At 65.0% G+C, this 18863-nt stretch carries 15 protein-coding genes; 8 read left to right on the forward strand and 7 right to left on the reverse strand.

The genetic code is table 11. The features are described from left to right. From DXK50_RS22245 to DXK50_RS22270, 6 genes are all read right to left on the reverse strand, one after another. A partial coding sequence (locus DXK50_RS22245) for an antirestriction protein ArdA (RefSeq protein WP_212631780.1) occupies positions 1-445 on the reverse strand: 445 nt, incomplete at its 3' end. Between the two features lie 286 nt (positions 446-731). Further along, positions 732-1133: a putative zinc-binding protein gene (locus DXK50_RS22250; protein ID WP_047588146.1), complete on the reverse strand. Its 402-nt coding sequence runs from the start codon at positions 1131-1133 to the stop codon at positions 732-734. Positions 1134-1155: 22 nt separating this feature from the next. Next, positions 1156-1833, reverse strand: coding sequence for a Crp/Fnr family transcriptional regulator (locus DXK50_RS22255; protein ID WP_047588149.1), 678 nt, complete (start codon positions 1831-1833; stop codon positions 1156-1158). Positions 1834-1915: 82 nt separating this feature from the next. Continuing rightward, entirely contained in the window at positions 1916-2641 is a 726-nt protein-coding gene (locus tag DXK50_RS22260; RefSeq protein ID WP_047588151.1) for a hypothetical protein, read from the reverse strand. A 320-nt stretch (positions 2642-2961) separates the two neighbouring features. After that, on the reverse strand, positions 2962-3597 hold the full coding sequence (gene narL, locus DXK50_RS22265) for a two-component system response regulator NarL (protein WP_047588152.1): 636 nt from the start codon (positions 3595-3597) through the stop codon (positions 2962-2964). Further along, a complete protein-coding gene (locus DXK50_RS22270; RefSeq protein WP_047588154.1) occupies positions 3594-5396 on the reverse strand; it encodes a HAMP domain-containing protein in 1803 nt (600 codons plus the stop codon). The genes narL and DXK50_RS22270 overlap by 4 nt, the downstream gene beginning before the upstream one ends. A gap of 231 nt (positions 5397-5627) precedes the next feature. Between DXK50_RS22270 and DXK50_RS22275 the strand changes: the two genes are divergently transcribed. The 8 genes from DXK50_RS22275 (at position 5628) to moaA (ending at position 17267) form a co-directional block, all read left to right on the forward strand. Further along, entirely contained in the window at positions 5628-6890 is a 1263-nt protein-coding gene (locus DXK50_RS22275; protein WP_047588157.1) for an MFS transporter, read from the forward strand. A gap of 38 nt (positions 6891-6928) precedes the next feature. Beyond that, positions 6929-8320 (forward strand): NarK family nitrate/nitrite MFS transporter, encoded by a 1392-nt coding sequence (locus DXK50_RS22280; RefSeq protein ID WP_212631852.1) that lies wholly within the window; start codon positions 6929-6931, stop codon positions 8318-8320. 64 nt (positions 8321-8384) lie between these two features. Next, positions 8385-12140: a nitrate reductase subunit alpha gene (locus DXK50_RS22285; protein ID WP_047588161.1), complete on the forward strand. Its 3756-nt coding sequence runs from the start codon at positions 8385-8387 to the stop codon at positions 12138-12140. 11 nt (positions 12141-12151) lie between these two features. Then, complete coding sequence (gene narH, locus DXK50_RS22290; RefSeq protein ID WP_212631781.1) at positions 12152-13690, forward strand: nitrate reductase subunit beta; 1539 nt, start codon at positions 12152-12154, stop codon at positions 13688-13690. Between the two features lie 2 nt (positions 13691-13692). Continuing rightward, positions 13693-14448, forward strand: coding sequence for a nitrate reductase molybdenum cofactor assembly chaperone (gene narJ / locus DXK50_RS22295; RefSeq protein ID WP_047588164.1), 756 nt, complete (start codon positions 13693-13695; stop codon positions 14446-14448). After that, entirely contained in the window at positions 14441-15136 is a 696-nt protein-coding gene (narI, locus tag DXK50_RS22300; protein ID WP_047588166.1) for a respiratory nitrate reductase subunit gamma, read from the forward strand. The genes narJ and narI overlap by 8 nt, the downstream gene beginning before the upstream one ends. Before the next feature lie 147 nt (positions 15137-15283). Next, positions 15284-16252, forward strand: a complete 969-nt coding sequence (locus tag DXK50_RS22305) for a peptidylprolyl isomerase (RefSeq protein ID WP_212631782.1) — start codon at positions 15284-15286, stop codon at positions 16250-16252. A gap of 25 nt (positions 16253-16277) precedes the next feature. Then, the gene (gene moaA, locus DXK50_RS22310; protein WP_212631783.1) at positions 16278-17267 is read left to right on the forward strand and encodes a GTP 3',8-cyclase MoaA; all 990 of its coding nucleotides are present in this window, start codon (positions 16278-16280) and stop codon (positions 17265-17267) included. Between the two features lie 77 nt (positions 17268-17344). On the opposite strand, the gene hemN is transcribed toward moaA, so the two are convergent. Beyond that, positions 17345-18730, reverse strand: a complete 1386-nt coding sequence (gene hemN, locus DXK50_RS22315; RefSeq protein WP_212631784.1) for an oxygen-independent coproporphyrinogen III oxidase — start codon at positions 18728-18730, stop codon at positions 17345-17347. Positions 18731-18863: the final 133 nt, after the last annotated feature.

Genomic DNA, 18863 nt, shown 5'->3' on the forward strand with positions numbered 1-18863 from the left:
CCATGTCACGGGCCATAGCGCGGTAATCGATGTACATGACCAGGTGCTGCGGAATGCTGCTGGTTTCCTCGGTCAGCTCCTGGACGTAGTCAGCCAGCGAGGTGTAGCAGCCGCAGTAATCCTCCTCGGCCGCCTTGCGCGCTTGCTCCAGGTCGTTGAAATGAGCGAGCAGGGCGCCGCCAAACTCGGGGTAATCTTCGATGAAGCAGGCGACCTCGTGGGCGCTTTCGAGGCCCTCATACTCGCCGAGGCGGTAGCCGTCGAAGCCCTCGAAGTCGTGAATGGCGTATTCCTCCGCCCCCTCGACCGGCGAAGCCGCCAGCATGGCGTCGACCTGTTCCTGGATATCGTCCAGCTCCTGGGTGGCGTCGATCCAGACGCCATGCAGGTGACCGGCGTTGTAGGCGGCCAGGTCGGCAACGTAGATCCTGATGTGTTCGCTCATGGCTTTCGCTCCTTCGTCTTCAGGGTTCTGCGCTTGCGCTGCGCATGAACCCCTGCCGACTAGGGCGACTAAGGCGGTCGTGAAAAAATCAGGAAAAATCGCGGAGGCTCCACCCAGCGCAGCGGCCGGGTGGAAACCGTCTATTTTTCTTGATTTTGAGGGGGCAAGAGCCCCTGCTTTGGAAGAAGCAAGGAAAGTTTCACCTCAGGTGCTGCCAGCATCTATCGTTTAGATTTTGGCGCCGCTAAGCTTCCTTCCAGCGCAGTATTGCTGGGGGCTCGCAGACTCACTCAACCAACTGCGGCCTCCGGAAACGCTTCTGCATACGTTCGCCGGCCAGTAGGTCGACCACTTCGAGGTAGATCTGTTCGACCGTCTCGCCGCTGAAATCCTCACCGTAGCGTTTCTTCAGGCCCTGTTCGCTGAGCACCAAGTGTTCGCTGGCGCGTACGCCATGCTGGTCGAGGCAGCCGCGTACGCATTGCAGGCGGCAGCCGTCGATGGCAAGGATCGGCCGACCGCTATTTGCCTTGCTGACTAGCGAGGCAACTCGTCCGCCGACTCCGGCAATGCAGGACATTTCCGCCAGACCAGCGCGATCAAGGCGCACCGCCAGAGTGTTGGCCAACTGCGCGACATTGGAGCAGCCGGAGCAGGAGTAGACCAGGGGTAGCTTGGGATCGCGCATTTGACCTCCTCGCGGGCTGCATTCAGTCGTGGTAGTTGGCCAATCGCGGCTGGTCGAGTACACGAATAACTCGCCGTTCCATGGCGATAAGGCCGTCGTCGATCAGGCGGTGCAGGATGCGCGAGAATGTTTCCGGTTGGATGCCCAACTGAGTGGCGATCAGGCGTTTGGGTGCGCTGAGCTGGATGATGCCATTGCGAGCCTCCTGTTCCTGGCACAGGTAGCGCGCCACGCGCCGACTGGCGTTGCCCAGGGCCAGGGTGTCGATCTCGTTGAGGCGCTGGTGCAGGCGTGCGCTCAGGTGGCCGAGCAGCTCTAGACAGGTCTTGGGCTGCTCCTCAAGAAGGTGCCGGTAGTGCCCTGCGTCAATGCTAATCAGGCTGCTCGGCTTGAGCGCGCTGGCTGTCACAGGATAGTAACGGGTGCCGCTGAACATCAACGCCTCAGCGAAGCTCTGCCCTGACGAGATCACCTCCACTAGCTTTTCTTGGCCTTCTGGCAGCACACGGGTCAGGGTAATACGTCCATCGAGCAGTAGGTAGAAACGGTCTGCCGCATCGCCTTGGTGGAAAAGTACGCCGCCGACCTCCAAGCGTCTTCGGATGGCCAGGCAACAGATCTCCTGAAAGAGAGGCTGCGGCAGGCGGTCGAACAGGTAATGCTTGCGTAGTGCAGATTGGGTCGTGGAATCGGTAAGCATGGTCCACCTCCATGTCCTGCATGTTAGGTGGTCGCGCATGCGTGGCCCATTCCTCCGAGGCGTTACCTCCAAAGAGGCAGACTCAGGCGTGGAAGTCTTCCAGACGCTTTAAGCTGAACAGCAGGCTGGTGCTGATCTGATGCAGCCAGGGGGCGTCAGGCTCTCGGGATGAGCATTGATGCAACTGCTCGAGTTCGCGCAGCAACTGGTTTGCCTCGGTGTGGCAGGCGGCCAGCCGGTCGAGTTCGACCAGTGCCTGATGACAGTGTTCGTGGCAGGTTAGCAGTAGCGATGCTCGATCTAGGCGCAAGGACAGCGACTCGCTCAGTGCCAGTACGCACAGGGTACGTTGACTGTAGGCATAGATCCGGCCGCACTGCGTCAGCCACTTTGCAGTGGGCGAGTCACAGCCGGCGGCGAGTCGCTTGGCCACTTCTAGAGAACGCAGCATTAGTAGCTCGCCGACAGCGAGTGTCGCATGCCGCAATTCATCATCCTCGCTGGCGCCGAGCATCAGGGCGTAGCCCTGCGAGAGCCGGGCCAGGGTGTCGACGCGTTGCTGTTCGGCGCTCCCTTCCATGAGCGCTTGCAGGCGGCTGCAACACTTGTTGAGCTCGTCCAGGCAAGCCTGGCAATGACGCCGGGCCATGTCGTGATCGTCGAGCAGACAGTAGAGCAGGGCCTGCTGGCCTAGGAAGGCCTGCCGATTGGCGAGATGCAGGGCCTTAAAACGGCGCTGATTGGCGTTCAGCGGTGCCTCGAAAGTGGGCAGCCCGGGCAGTAGTAGGGTGCGCAGTAGGGATCTCAAGGCTTTCTCCGGAGTGGGTGCGGGGTGACCGTTCGGACGAGCCTGATTGTGTGGGTCATGAGTTGTCTCTATAGGTTGTGACGGTCCTACCCTAGTGCATACGGCGGATGGCCCCTTGACGGGAATCAAGTTCCGTTACGCAGTGACGGTGCGGTTCCTGACACAGCTCATGACCTTCTTGTCAGTTCCTAGGCTGAACGCTGGACTAGGGCATCTCAACCCACTGAGGTGGAGTTCGAGGCATTGAGTTACAGCGAGAGAACCGTTACCGAGGTGAGTTTCGGGAGGTGAGTCAATGCCAGCGTGCAGACAAGTTGTTGCTAGAGATTCTCCAGTGCCCATACGGCCGCCTCGACTCGCGAGCGCAGGCCGAGCTTGTGCAGCAGGTTCTTCACATGCACCTTGACCGTTCCCTCGGTGATACCGAGCTTATTGCCGATCATCTTGTTGCTCAGTCCGGCGGCTATCATTTTCAGCACCTGGCGTTCGCGCTCGGTCAGGTCCAGAGAGCTGGCACCCTGCGGGGTACGCAAGGCTTGGGCCAGCACGGTGGTCAGCGACGGGCTGATCACCAGGGTGCCGCGCAGTACTTCGCGCAGGCGGGCGATCAGGTGTTCGGGTTCCATGTCCTTGAGCAGGTAGCCGTCGGCGCCGAAGCGCATGGCGTCGCGCACGTCGTGCTCGGCGTCGGACACGGTGAACAGCAGGATCTTGCCGGCGAAGCCCTGCTCGCGCAGGCGCTTGAGCGTCTCCACGCCATTGAGCTGCGGCATGTTGTTGTCCAGCACCACCAGGTCGGGAGTCAGGCGCTGTACAAGCTCGCAGGCCTCGAGGCCGTTGTTGGCTTCGCCCACCACGGTCAGGTCGCCTTCCAGCTCGATCAGCTGGCGCAGGCCGCGACGCATCATCGGATGGTCGTCGACCAGCAGCAGGGTGTGGGGCAGGGTGGCGTTCATGAAAGAGCCTCGGGAGTCGGTTGACGCAGGAATTCCGGACAGAACAGCAGACGCACGCGGGTGCCCAGGGGCTCGCGGGGAGTCAATGCGAGGCTGCCGCCCAGGCTGCGGGCGCGCTCCTGCATGATGTTCAGGCCATGGTGGTGACGGCTGTCGTAAGCGGGATCGATGCCGATGCCGTCGTCTTCGACCAGCAGCTCGACATTCTCGCCGCACTGACGCAGGTGCACCCAGGCCTGGCTGGCCTGGGCATGGCGCGCGCAGTTGGAGAGCGCCTCGCGGGCGATCTGCAGCAGGTGGATCTGCTCGGTGGCCGACAGGGTGAAGGCCAGCGGTTCGGCGTGCAGCAGCACGCGCAGGTTGCCGCGCTCGGCGAACTCGCGGGCGGTGTCGTCGAGGGCCTGCTCGATGCCGCCGTCCTGGATCTGCAGGCGGAAGGTGGTGAGCAGTTCGCGCAACTGGCGATAGGCGCTGTTCAGACCCTCGCGCAGCTCGTCGCTGACCTGCAGCAGCACCTCGCTGCTTTCGCCGCGGCGGATCAGGGTCTGCAGGCGGCTGACCTGCAGTTTCATGTAGGACAGCGCCTGGGCCAGCGAATCATGCAGCTCGCGGGCGATGGTAGTGCGCTCGTCGAGCAGCAGCAGGCGGTTGTCCTGCTCGCGCTGGCGCTCCAGCGACAGCGACGTGCCGATCAGGTTGGCCAGCGCCTGGATCAACTCCTGCTCCCACTGGCGCGGGGTGTGGCCGTCCTCGTAGTGGGCGCACAGCTCGCCCAGGCTGTTGCCCTGCGAGCTGATGATGAAGTCCAGGCCGTTGGGCTGGGTATGGCGCTGGCAGCTGGCGCAGTCGCTGCGCGCGCAGATTTCCCGCGACTCGTTGCCGTGCAGGGCGATCAGGTGCTCCACCGGCGCCTGGGTATCGCCTTTCAGGCACAGGGTCAGGCGCAGGCCGGGCAGGCGCTGCTGGAAGCTGTCGATCAGCTCGTCCAGCTGCTCGGCGTTGGCCGGGCTGCTGGCGATGCTGCGGCTGCTCTGGTACAGCAGCTCCAGGGCGGCATTGCTCTGCGCCAGGTTCTGCGTCTTTTCCGCCACCCGCGATTCGAGGGTGCGGTGCGATTCCTCGATGGCGTCGGCCATGGCGTTGAAGCTCAACGCCATCTGCCCCAGTTCATCGATGGAACGGTACTCGATGCGCGCGTCGAGGTCGCCGGCACGGAAGCGCTCGGTGGCGCCGACCAGCTCCTGCAACGGGGTGATCACGCTGTTCTGCAGCTCGAACATGCCCACCAGCAGGATCACCACGGTCATCAGCAGGGCCGCGCCCTGGATGCTCTGCTGCCAGCTCTGGCGCTTCTCGCTCTGCTTCTGCAGCTGCATGACGAAGTTTTCCAGCTGGCCGACGAAGATCTCCGACTGTTGCTGGAAGGTAACCCGGTCGCCACGCTCCAGGGCTGGCAGCAGCTGCTCGCGCCACTGACGCTGGATGTTGGCGAAGGCATGGCCGACCGGATCGTCGGGCTCGTCGCCGATCATGTGCCTGAGCGAGTTGCTGTCCAGGCGCCGCTGCATGTCGTCGCGCAGGGCGGCGATGGTGGTGGCGTCGTCATTGGCTTCCAGGCGCCAGTTCAGGCGGTAGGTGGCCATGCGCAGCGAGCCGGCGGTGTTGATGGCGGCGGCGTCGTCCTCGCTGACCATGGCGATCAGCACGGCACTGATCGCGCTGCAGAAGGCCAGGGTGGCGATCAGTATCACCGCCAGCCCGGCGCGGGCCGGCAACGAGCCCTTGAACCAGTCCAGCATCGCGCTACCTCCAAAGAGTTCGGAGCGCTCCGCGATCCACCGGCCGAGGCTCTGTTGTTGCGATAAATCAATGATTTAAAAGGATTTATTCTTGATTTTTGCCACTATCACTTTGGTGGTAGTTGGGGCAATGGTAGGTCGTAAGGGCGCCGGTGCTCCTTGATCCAGATCAAGAAACGACGGCCCCCCTGGCAATAGCCTGCAGCCATGAAACAGCTTGGGAGAGCGTTCATGGTGAGCCAGAAAATGCAACAGGGGTTGGTGCTGGGGATGAGTACCGCCGCGTTCACCATCTGCTTCATGGTGTGGATGATGTTCGCGGTACTCGGTGTACCCATCAAGGAACTGCTGCAGCTCAACGAGACCCAGTTCGGCCTGCTGGCCTCGACGCCGGTCCTGACCGGTTCGCTGATCCGCCTGCCGCTGGGCATGCTCACCGACCGCTTCGGCGGACGCATCGTGTTTTTCGTGCTGATGCTGGTCTGCGTGCTGCCGATCTACCTGATCAGCGAGGCCACCCAGTACTGGCAGTTCCTCGTCCTCGGGTTGTTCGTCGGCCTGGCCGGCGGCTCCTTCTCGGTAGGCATCGCCTACGTCGCCAAGTGGTTCGACAAGTCCAGCCAGGGCCTGGCCATGGGCATCTTCGGCGCGGGCAACGCCGGCTCGGCGCTGACCAAGTTCATCGCCCCGGCGATCATCGCCGCCGCCAGCTGGCAGATGGTGCCGAAGGTCTACTCGGCGATCATGTTCATCACCGCGCTGCTGTTCTGGTTCCTCACCTACGAGAACAAGGCGCACCGGGTACCGAGCAGCGTGTCGCTGGGTGAGCAGCTGAAGACCCTGAAGGACCCGCGCGTCTGGCGCTACTGCCAGTACTACTCGATCGTCTTCGGCGGCTACGTCGCGCTGGCCCTGTGGATGACCAAGTACTACGTGCAGGAATACGGCTTCAGCCTGCAGAGCGCGGCGCTGCTGGCCGCCTGCTTCTCCCTGCCGGGCGGCGTGCTGCGCGCCATCGGTGGCTGGATGTCGGACAAGTGGGGCGCGCACAGCGTGACCTGGTGGGTGATGTGGGTGAGCTGGGTGTGCCTGTTCATCCTCTCCTACCCGCAGACCGACTTCACCGTGCACACGGTCAACGGCCCGCAGACGTTCCACATCGGCCTCAACGTCTGGGTGTTCACCGCGCTGATGTTCGTCATGGGCATCGCCTGGGCGTTCGGCAAGGCCTCGGTGTTCAAGTACATCGCCAACGACTTTCCCGATCGCATGGGCGCGGTGTCCGGCATCGTCGGCCTCGCCGGCGGCCTGGGCGGCTTCGTCCTGCCGATCATGTTCGGCGTGCTGGTCGACCTCACTGGAGTGCGCTCTTCCGCCTTCATGCTGTTGTACGGCGTGGTCTGGGTTTCTCTGATCTGGATGTACTTCAGCGAGGTTCGCAAAACCCCAGTCATGGGTTCGGGTTCCACCGCTTCCATGAATTCTGCTTCCTGACAAGGAGATTCAGCATGTCCGCAACCAAGAATCCGGCCATGGGGCAGCCGCCCCGGCAAGGGCCTGTGATCGAGGACTGGCGCCCGGAGGACCCACATTTCTGGGGTTCCACCGGCAAGGCCATCGCCACCCGTAACCTGTGGATCTCGATTCCTGCGCTGTTTCTCGCCTTTGCCGTATGGATGGTGTGGAGTACGGTGATCGTGCGCCTCAATGCCATCGGTTTCAGCTTCAGCACCGATCAGCTGTTCTGGCTGGCGGCACTGCCGGGGCTGTCCGGGGCGACCTTCCGCATCTTCTATTCGTTTATGGTGCCGGTATTCGGCGGGCGCCGCTGGACCGCCCTGAGCACCGCCTCGCTGCTGATTCCGTCGATCTGGATGGGCTTCGCCGTGCAGGACCCGGGCACGCCCTACAGCGTGTTCGTGATCATCGCGCTGCTGTGCGGTTTCGGCGGCGGCAACTTCGCCTCCTCGATGTCCAACATCAGCTTCTTCTACCCCAAGGCGCAGCAGGGCACCGCCCTGGGCCTGAACGCCGGCCTGGGCAACCTGGGCGTGTCGGCCATGCAGTTCCTGGTGCCGCTGGTCATCGGCTTCGGCCTGTTCGGCGCGGTCGGCGGCAAGCCGCAGGAACTGGCTGACGGCAGCCAGCTGTGGCTGCAGAACGCCGGCCTGGTGTGGGTGCCGCTGATCGCGGCGGTGACCCTGGCGGCCTGGTTCGGCATGAACGACCTGGCCAGCGCCAAGGCGTCCTTCGCCGAGCAGGCGGTGATCTTCAGGCGCAAGCACAACTGGCTGATGTGCTGGCTGTACCTGGCCACCTTTGGTTCGTTCATCGGCTTCGCCGCGGCCTTCCCGCTGCTGATCAAGCATTCCTTCCCCGAGGTCAACGCGCTCAAGTTCGCCTTCCTCGGCCCGCTGGTCGGCGCCCTGGTGCGTCCGCTGGGCGGCTGGGTGGCAGACAAGCTGGGTGGCGCGCGGGTGACCCTGTGGAACTTCGTGCTGATGATCGCCGCCGTGTTCGGGGTGATCGCCTTCCTGCCGCAGCACGGCCAGGGCGGTAACTTCTACGGTTTCCTGGCCATGTTCATGCTGCTGTTTGTCACTACCGGCATCGGCAACGGTTCGACCTTCCGCATGATCCCGGTGATCTTCCGCACCCTGCACGAGCGCCTCAGCGCCGGTAAGGGCGCCGCCGAGAAGGAACAGGCGATCAAGGCGGCCGGCAAGGAATCGGCCGCGGTGCTCGGCTTCAGCTCGGCCATCGGGGCCTTCGGCGCCTTCTTCATTCCCAAGTCCTTCGGCAGCTCCATCGCCCTCACCGGCGGGCCCGAGGTCGCCCTGTACGTGTTCGTTGGCTACTACGTCAGCTGCATCCTGGTCACCTGGTGGTGGTACTCGCGCAAGGGCGCAGAGACCCCCTGCTAGTCCGCCACAACCCAAGAAATGACGAGCGCGGGGCCGCCCGCACTCAGCCTGAGAGGAAGAGAAAATGAGCCACATACTCGACCAGCTGCGCTTCTTCAATCGCAAGCAGGGGGAGTTCGCCGACGGTCATGGCGAGACCCGCAAGGAATCGCGTGACTGGGAGAACGTCTACCGCTCGCGCTGGCAGTACGACAAGATCGTGCGCTCCACCCACGGGGTGAACTGCACCGGTTCGTGCTCCTGGAAGATCTACGTGAAGAACGGCCTGATCACCTGGGAAACCCAGCAGACCGACTACCCGCGCACGCGCAACGACCTGCCCAACCACGAACCGCGTGGCTGCCCGCGCGGCGCCAGCTACAGCTGGTACATCTACAGCGCCAACCGCCTGAAGTACCCCAAGGTGCGAAAGCCGCTGCTCAAGCTGTGGCGCGACGCGCGCAAGACCCTGGCTCCGGTCGAGGCCTGGGCCAGCATCGTCAGCGACCCGATCAAGGCCGAGAGCTACAAGAGCAAGCGTGGCATGGGCGGTTTCATCCGTTCCAGCTGGAACGAGGTCAACGAGATCATCGCCGCGGCCAACGTCTACACCGTCAAGCAGTTCGGCCCGGACCGCGTGGTCGGCTTCTCGCCGATCCCGGCCATGTCGATGGTCAGCTATGCCGCCGGTAGCCGTTACCTGTCGCTGATCGGCGGCGTGTGCCTGTCCTTCTACGACTGGTACTGCGACCTGCCGCCGTCCTCGCCGCAGGTGTGGGGCGAGCAGACCGACGTGCCGGAATCGGCCGACTGGTACAACTCTAACTACATCATCGCCTGGGGCTCCAACGTTCCGCAGACCCGTACCCCGGACGCGCACTTCTTCACCGAGGTGCGCTACAAGGGCACCAAGACCGTGGCCATCACCCCGGACTACGCCGAGGTGGCCAAACTCACCGACCTCTGGCTCAACCCCAAGCAGGGTACCGACGCGGCGCTGGCGCAGGCCTTCGCCCACGTCATCTTCAAGGAATTCCACCTGGAGAAGCCCAGCGCCTACTTCACCGACTACGCCAAGCGCTACACCGACCTGCCGATGCTGGTGCTACTCAATGAGCAGGACGGCAGCTACCGTGCCGAGCGCTTCCTGCGTGCCAGCGACCTGACCGACAGCCTCGGCCAGGGCAACAACCCCGAGTGGAAGACCATCGCCGTCGACGCCTCGGGCGAGCTGGTGTCGCCGCAGGGCTCCATCGGCTATCGCTGGGGCGAGAAGGGCAAGTGGAACATCGAGGCCCGCGAGGGCGGCGCCGGGCGCGAGATCGATCTCAAGCTGAGCCAGATCGACAGTGGCGAAGTGGCGGAAGTCGCCTTCCCTTATTTCGGCGGGCAGACCCACGAGTACTTCACTGCCGTGCCGGGCGAGGAGATCCAGCTGCGCCGCGTACCGGTGCGTACCGTGATCCTGTCCGACGGCAGCCAGGCGCGGGTCGCCAGCGTGTTCGACCTGATGGCCGCCAACCTCGGCATCGACCGTGGACTGGGCGGCGCCAACGTCGCCAACCACTATGACGACGACCGCGTGCCGGGCACCCCGGCCTGGCAGGAGAAGATCACCGGCGTCAGCCGCGAGAAGGCCATCCAGATCGCCCGCGAGTTCGCCGACAACGCCGACAAGACCAAGGGCCGTTCCATGATCATCGTCGGTGCGGCGATGAACCACTGGTACCACATGGACATGAACTACCGTGGCCTGATCAACATGCTGATGTTGTGCGGCTGCGTCGGGCAGACCGGTGGCGGCTGGGCCCACTACGTCGGCCAGGAGAAGCTGCGTCCGCAGTGCGGCTGGCTGCCGCTGGCTTTCGGCCTGGACTGGAGCCGTCCGCCGCGCCAGATGAACGGCACCAGCTTCTTCTACAACCACAGCTCGCAGTGGCGCCACGAGAAGATGAGCATTCACGAGGTGCTCTCGCCGCTGGCCGACAAGTCGCAGTTCCCCGAGCACATGCTCGACTACAACATCCGCGCCGAGCGCGCCGGCTGGCTGCCGAGCGCCCCGCAGCTGAACCGCAACCCGCTGCAGATCTGCCGCGACGCCCAGGCCGCCGGCCTGTCGCCGGTGGACTACGTGACCAAGTCGCTGGCCGACGGCTCGCTGCGCTTCGCCTGCGAGCAGCCGGACAACCCGGTCAACTTCCCGCGCAACATGTTCATCTGGCGCTCGAACTTGCTCGGTTCTTCGGGCAAGGGCCACGAGTACATGCTCAAGTACCTGCTGGGTACCAAGAACGGCGTGATGAACGAGGACCTCGGCAAGCGCGGCGGCTTCAAGCCGAACGAGGCCGAGTGGGTGGACGAGGGCGCCATCGGCAAGCTCGACCTGGTGACTACCCTGGACTTCCGCATGTCCTCGACCTGCGTGTACTCCGACATCGTCCTGCCGACCGCGACCTGGTACGAGAAGGACGACATGAACACCTCGGACATGCACCCCTTCATCCACCCGCTGTCGGCCGCCATCGATCCGGCCTGGGAAGCGCGTTCGGACTGGGAGATCTACAAGGGCATCGCCAAGTCCTTCTCCGAGATGGCCAAGGGGCACCTGGGCGTCGAGCAGGACCTGGTCACCGTGCCGCTGCTGCACGACACCCCCGGCGAACTGGCGCAGCCCTTCGGTGGCAGCGACTGGAAGACCGCGGGCGTGGCGCCGCAGCCGGGCAAGAACTGCCCGAACATCACGGTGGTCGAGCGCGACTACCCGAACACCTACAAGAAGTTCACCTCGCTCGGCCCGCTGCTGGACAAGCTGGGCAACGGCGGCAAGGGCATCAACTGGAACACCGAGCACGAGGTCGAGTTCCTCGGCGAGCTGAACTACAAGGTGCGTGAGGAGGGCGTCAGCCAGGGACGGCCGAAGATCGAGTCGGCCATCGACGCGGCGGAGGTCATCCTCTCGCTGGCCCCGGAAACCAACGGCCATGTCGCCGTGAAGGCCTGGGCGGCGCTGTCGGAGTTCACCGGTCGCGATCACAGGCACCTGGCGCTGCCCAAGGAGCATGAGGCGATCCGCTTCCGCGATATCCAGGCGCAGCCGCGCAAGATCATCTCCAGCCCGACTTGGTCCGGCCTGGAAGACGAGCACGTGTCCTACAACGCCGGCTACACCAACGTCCACGAGCTGATCCCGTGGCGCACCATCACCGGTCGCCAGCAGTTCTACCAGGATCACCCCTGGATGCTGGCCTTCGGCGAGGGCCTGATGAGCTACCGGCCGCCGATCAACACCCGCTCGACAGGCTACGTGAAGGGCAAGATGTCCAACGGCAACCCGGAGATCTGCCTGAACTGGATCACCCCGCACCAGAAGTGGGGCATCCACAGCACCTACACCGACAACCTGATCATGCTCACCCTGAGCCGTGGCGGTCCGATCGTGTGGATGAGCGAGATCGACGCCAAGAAGGTCGGCATCGAGGACAACGACTGGATCGAGTGCTTCAACGCCAACGGCGCCCTGACCGCCCGCGCGGTGGTCAGCCAGCGGGTCAAGGAAGGCATGGTGATGATGTACCACGCCCAGGAACGCATAGTGAACGTGCCCGGCGCCGAGAGCACCCAGACCCGCGGTGGCCACCACAACTCGGTGACCCGCGTGGTCCTGAAACCCACCCATATGATCGGTGGCTACGCCCAGCTGGCCTACGGCTTCAACTACTACGGCACCGTGGGCTGCAACCGCGACGAGTTCGTCGTGGTGCGCAAGATGAACAAGGTGGACTGGCTGGACGGGCCTAACGGCGACGCCCTGCCACAACCGCTGCCGACCGAGATCGAGTGAGGAGAGCCGACATGAAAATTCGTTCACAAGTGGGCATGGTCCTGAACCTGGACAAGTGCATCGGCTGCCACACCTGCTCGATCACCTGCAAAAACGTCTGGACCAGCCGAGAAGGCATGGAATACGCCTGGTTCAACAACGTCGAGACCAAGCCCGGTATCGGCTACCCGAAAGAGTGGGAAAACCAGGAGAAGTGGAAAGGCGGCTGGGTGCGCAACAAGGATGGTTCGATCAACCCGAAGATCGGCGGCAAGTTCCGCGTGCTGGCGAACATCTTCTCCAACCCGGATCTGCCGAGCATCGACGACTACTACGAGCCGTTCGACTTCGACTACCAGCACCTGCATACCGCGCCGCTGGGTAAGCACCAGCCGGTGGCCCGCCCGCGTTCGGTGATCTCCGGCCAGCGCATGGAGAAGATCGAGTGGGGTCCGAACTGGGAGGAGATTCTCGGCACCGAGTTCGCCAAGCGCCGTAAGGACAAGAACTTCGACAAGGTGCAGGCCGACATCTACGGCGAGTACGAAAACACCTTCATGATGTACCTGCCGCGCCTGTGCGAGCACTGCCTCAACCCGGCGTGCGCGGCCTCCTGCCCGAGCGGCGCGATCTACAAGCGCGAGGAGGACGGCATCGTCCTCATCGACCAGGAGAAGTGCCGCGGCTGGCGCATGTGCATCAGCGGCTGCCCGTACAAGAAGATCTACTTCAACTGGAAGAGCGGCAAATCCGAGAAGTGCATCTTCTGCTACCCGCGCATCGAGGCCGGCATGCCGACCGTGTGCTCGGAAACCTGCGTGGGCCGCATCCGCTACCTCGGCGTGCTGCTGTATGACGCTGACCGCATCCACGAGGTGGCCAGCACCCCGAGCGAGCAGGACCTGTATCAGAAGCAGCTGGAGATCTTCCTCGACCCGAACGATCCCAAGGTGATCGAGCAGGCGCTGAAGGACGGCGTGCCGCTGTCGGTGATCGAGGCCGCGCAGAAGTCGCCGGTGTACAAGCTGGCGGTGGACTGGCAGCTGGCCCTGCCGCTGCACCCGGAATACCGCACCCTGCCGATGGTCTGGTACGTGCCGCCGCTGTCGCCGATCCAGAACGCCGCCGCCAAGGGCAGCGTGAGCATGGATGGCGTGCTGCCGGACGTGGACAGCCTGCGCATCCCGGTACGCTACCTGGCCAACCTGCTCACCGCCGGTGACGAGCAGCCGGTCAAGCTGGCCCTCAAGCGCCTGCTGGCGATGCGTGCCTACAAGCGCGCCGAGCAGGTCGACGGCGTGCAGGACCTCAAGGTGCTGGAGTCGGTCGGTCTCTCCGTGGCGCAGTGCGAGGACATGTACCGCTACCTGGCCATCGCCAACTACGAGGATCGCTACGTGATTCCGTCGGCGCACCGCGAGGAAGCCATGAGCGATGCCTTCGCCGAGCGTTCCGGCTGTGGCTTCAGCTTCGGCAGCGGCTGCAGTGGCTCGTCGGACACCAACATGTTCGGCGCCAAGAAGGCCAACAAGCGCGACATCCTCAAGACCGTGCAGATCTGGGAGGAATGACCATGCAGATTCTCAAGGTGATTTCCTTGTTGCTCGACTACCCGGAGGAGGCGCTGCGCAGCGCCCACAAGGAGCTGGACGAGGCCATCTGCAGTGCCCGCGAGATCAGCCCGGACCAGCGCGGCTCGCTGCTGCGCCTGCTCGACGAGCTGGCCGGTGACGAGCTGATGGACGTGCAGGAGCGCTACACCGAGCTGTTCGACCGCGGCCGCGCCCTGTCGCTGCTGCTGTTCGAGCACGTGCATGGCGAGTCGCGCGACCGCGGCCAGGCCATGGTCGACCTGATGGCGCAGTACGAGGCCGCCGGGTTCGCCATCGGCGTGCGCGAGCTGCCCGACTACATCCCGTTGTACCTGGAGTACCTGGCCAGCCGCGAAGACCTCGAGGCCCGCGAGGGCCTGGCCGACGTGGCGCACCTGCTGGCCCTGCTGGCGGCGCGCCTGGAGGAGCGCGAGAGCCCTTACGCCGCGTGTTTCCGCGCGCTGCTGCAGATCGCCGGCGAACAGCCGGCGGTGGCGGTGGCCGAGGTGCGCGAGCAGGTGGCCGGCGAGGTGCGCGACGACAGCCTGGAAGCGCTGGACAAGTTGTGGGAGGAGGAGGCCGTGGACTTCCTCAAGGCCGAGCAGCAGGACCGCTGCCCGAGCCAGACCACGATGCCGGGCAAGGCTCGCGAAGAGGTGCCGGTGCCGCTGCACTGGATCGATTTCAAGCAGGACGGGGCGGCCAGCGTGCCGGCCCAGGAGGTGCACAATGGCTAATCTGAACTTCCTCGCCTTCGGCGTGTATCCCTATATCGCCCTGGCGGTCTGCCTGATCGGCAGCTGGGCGCGTTTCGATCTGTCGCAGTACAGCTGGAAGGCCGGTTCCAGCCAGATCTTCAACCGCACCCCGGCCGAACACCGCTACATGCGTATCGCCAGCAACCTGTTCCATGTCGGCGTGCTGTTCGTGCTGGCCGGCCACTTCGTCGGCCTGCTGACCCCGGCCTCGGTCTATCACCATGTGATCAGTACCGAGAACAAGCAGCTGCTGGCGATGGTCTCCGGCGGCCTGTTCGGCGGCCTGTGCCTGATCGGCCTGCTGATGCTGCTCAAGCGCCGCCTGAGCGACGCCCGGGTGCGCGCCAGCTCCAGCTGCTCGGACATCCTGGTGCTGGTCGTGCTGCTGGTGCAGCTGCTGCTGGGCCTGGGCACCATCTATGCCTCGACCCACCACATGGACGGCTCGGTGATGGTGATGCTGGCCGACTGGGCGCAGTACACCGTGACCCTGCAGCCGCAGCTGGCCGCCGCGGCCATCGCCCCGGTGAGCCTGGTGTACAAGCTGCACGTGTTCCTCGGCCTGAGCCTGTTTGTGCTGTTCCCCTTCACCCGCCTGGTGCACATCGTCAGCGCGCCGGTGTGGTACCTGGGGCGGCGCTACCAGATCGTGCGCCAGAAGGCCTGAGGCAACGTCTGGATCGGCTGCGCGTCGGCCGGCCGGTCCAGACCGGATGAATCTTGAGTCGTGTAGCCCGGACAGGCGCCAGCGTCATCCGGGACCAGCAAGGTGGGTGGCGTCACCCACCGCCAAACGAATGCGTGGAGGTGTGACATGGGTTGTGGATGCGGAGGTAGCGGCAACGGTGGTGGTGGCTGCGCCGGTGGTGCCAGCCAGGTCGTGGTGCCCGAGCCGGCGCAGGCCGGTGTGCAGGCGTTCGAGCCGGTGGTCGAGCAGGCGCGGGCCGCGGACGACCAAAGCGAGGATGAGCCCTCGCTGGAACTGATCGCCAGCAGCGAGCAGGAGTGGCCGCGGATCAAGGTCAATGGTGTCGCCATCGCGCCCGAGGCAATCGCCCAGGAGCTGCAGTACCACCCGGCGAACACCCGCCAGGAAGCCATCTTCCTGGCCAGCCAGGCACTGGTGATCCGCGAGCTGCTGCAGCAGCGCATCAGCGCGCTGGATATCCGGGTCCGCGCGGCCGCGGGCGAGAGCGAGGAGGAGGCTGCCACCCGCACGCTGATCGAGCGTGAGGTGGCGCTGCCGCATGCCGACGAGGCGACCTGCCGCGCCTACTTCGAGCGCAATCGCTCGCGCTATGCCAGCGCGCCGCTGCTGGCGGCCCGGCACATCCTGCTGGCCTGCCCGGCCGACGATGCCGAGGAGCGCAGCCAGGCCCGTGACCAGGCTCAGGCGCTGATCGCCGAGCTGCAGGCACAGCCCGAGCGCTTCGCCGAGCTGGCCATGGCGCATTCCGCCTGCCCCTCCAAGGAGCAGGGCGGGGCGCTGGGGCAGATCAGCCAGGGGCAGACGGTGCCGGAGTTCGAGCGCCAGTTGTTCCGCCTGCCGCTCGGCCTGGCCGGGCAGCCGCTGGAAAGCCGCTATGGCTTCCATGTGGTGCTGGTGGAGCAGCGTCTCGAGGGCCAGCCACTGCCGTTCGAGGCGGTGCACAAGAGCATCTGCGCCGAGCTGGACCAGCGTGTGTGGCAGGTGGCCGTGGCGCAGTACCTGAAGAACCTGATCGGCGAGGCGGACATCCAGGGCATCCTGCTCGAAGGCGCCGACAGCCCGCTGTTGCAGTAAACCGGCCCAGGGCCTGGGGAGTACCATGAGCAGCCTGCTGCAGGACGGCTTCGGCCGCAACATCGATTACCTGCGCCTGTCGGTCACCGACCGCTGCGATTTCCGCTGCGTCTACTGCATGGCCGAGGACATGACTTTCCTGCCACGCCAGCAGGTGCTGACGCTGGAGGAGCTGGAGCGTACGGCGCGGATCTTCGTCGCCCAGGGCGTGCGCAAGATCCGCCTCACCGGCGGCGAGCCGCTGGTGCGTCCCGGTGTGGTCGGTCTGTGCCAGCGCATCGCCGCGCTGCCGGGCCTGCGCGAGCTGGTGATGACCAGCAACGGCTCGCAGCTACACAAGCTGGCCAGGCCGCTGGCCGAGGCGGGGGTCAAGCGCCTCAACATCAGCCTGGACAGCCTGCGCCCCGAACGCTTTCGCGCCATCACCCGTACCGGCGAACTGGGCCAGGTGCTGGCCGGTATCGAGGCCGCGCAGGCGGCCGGCTTCGCCAACCTCAAGCTGAACGTGGTGGTGATGCACGGGCGCAATGCCGACGAGGTGACGGACCTGGTCGACTTCGCCCTGAACCGCGGCCTGGATATCAGCTTCATCGAGGAGATGCCGCTGGGGCAGGTGGGGCGCGAGCGCGGCGAGAGCTACTGTTCCAGCGACTGGGTGCGCGCGCGCATTGCCGAGCGCTACAGCCTGCTCGACAGCGCCGAGCACAGTGGCGGGCCGGCGCGTTACGTGCGCTTGCAGGATTTTCCGGACCGGCGCATCGGCTTCATCTCGCCGCACAGCCACAACTTCTGTGCGACCTGTAACCGCGTGCGGGTCACGGTCGAGGGGCGTCTGCTGCTGTGCCTGGGCCACGAACATTCGCTCGACCTGCGCGGCCTGCTGCGCCGTCACCCATGCGACGACGCCCCGGTGCTGGCGGCCATCCGTCAGGGGCTGCTGCGCAAACCGCTGCGCCACGAATTCGACACCGGGGACGTGCAGATCCTGCGCTTCATGAACGCCACCGGCGGCTGATCAACTCCCGCTGGCCCACGCTTGGGCCGTTACCACCTGCCAGGCGGCGTTGCTCCGCCATGGCCGGTGGTTTTTTATTACACGGTACGCGAGAAACGCCCGCTCTGGCCTTCGCCCAGGTAGGCGTCGAACGCCATCGCCACGCTGCGCATCATCAGCTGCCCGCGCGGCAGCAGCACCAGCGCATCGGCGTGGATCTGCACCAGGTCGTCGGCCAGGTGCTCGTCGAGGCTGGCCAGCGACTCGGCGAAGTAGTCGAGGAAGTGGATGCCGTGGCGCGCCTCCAGTTCCGCGAACTCGACCCGGCCATGGCACATCAGTGCGGTGATCACCTCGCGCCGCAGCAGGTCGTCGTCGCTCAGGCGGTAGCCGCGGTGCACCGGCAACAGGCCCTGGTCGATGCGCGCGTAGTACTGCGAGAGTTCCTTGACGTTCTGGCTGTAGCTGTCGCTCACCTTGCCGATCGACGACACCCCGAGGCCGATCAGGTCGCAGTCGGCGTGGGTCGAGTAGCCCTGGAAGTTGCGCTGCAGCGTACCGGCCTCGCGGGCCAGGCACAGCTCGTCGTCGGGCAGGGCGAAGTGATCCATGCCGATATACACGTAGCCGGCCGCGGTCAGGCGCTGGATGGTCAGCTCCAGCAGCTCCAGCTTGCGCTCCGGTGGCGGCATGTCCTCGCGGCGAATCAGCCGCTGGGCGCGCACCATTTCCGGCAGGTGCGCATAGCTGTAGGCGGCGATGCGATCCGGGCGCAGGGCGATGATCTTGTCCAGGGTGGTGTCGAAGCTGACAACGGTCTGCAGCGGCAGGCCATAGATCAGGTCCACCGAGACCGACTTGAAGGCGGCCTCGCGGGCGGCGGCGACCAGCTCGTAGGTCTGCTCTTCGCTCTGCAGGCGATTGACGGCGGCCTGCACCTGCTGGTCGAAGTCCTGCACGCCGAAGCTCAGACGGTTGAAGCCCAGCGCGCGCAGCTCGGCGATGCGTTCGCGGCTGATGGTGCGCGGGTCGACCTCGATGGAAAACTCGTGATTGTCGCTTTCGTCGAAGCGGAAGTGCTGGCGCAGGCAGTCCATCAGTTCGGCGAGCTGTGCGCTGCTCAGGTAGGTCGGCGTGCCGCCGCCGAGGTGCAGCTGGGTCAGGCGTCGCGACGGGCTGAACAGCGCCGCCTGCAGGGCGATTTCGCGCTTGAGGTAATCCAGGTACTCGACGGCGCGGTGGGTCTTCTGGGTGATGATCTTGTTGCAGGCGCAGTAGTAGCAGAGGCTCTGGCAGAAGGGGATATGGATATAGGCCGACAAGGCCTTGGCGGGCGTCCGGTTGCTGCGCTCGGCGGCTTGCCGGTAGTCGTCCTCGGCGAAGGCCTGGCGGAACTGGGGCGCGGTGGGGTAGGAGGTGTAGCGTGGCCCCGGACGGTCGTATTTCTCTACCAGCGAGCGGTCGAAGCGCAGTGGACTGGTCATCGCAAGTGATTCCTGAGCGGCCTGATGCACCGCAGGATACCCCCTGGCGCCGGTCGGCGCGAACACCTGAGCGCAGGTTTGCGGGCAAACTTGATCACGGTCAAGTTGCATCCGTCCTCCTGACGTAGATTGC

This window comes from Pseudomonas sp. KB-10 (assembly GCF_018221585.1).
Classification (GTDB): domain Bacteria; phylum Pseudomonadota; class Gammaproteobacteria; order Pseudomonadales; family Pseudomonadaceae; genus Aquipseudomonas; species Aquipseudomonas yangonensis.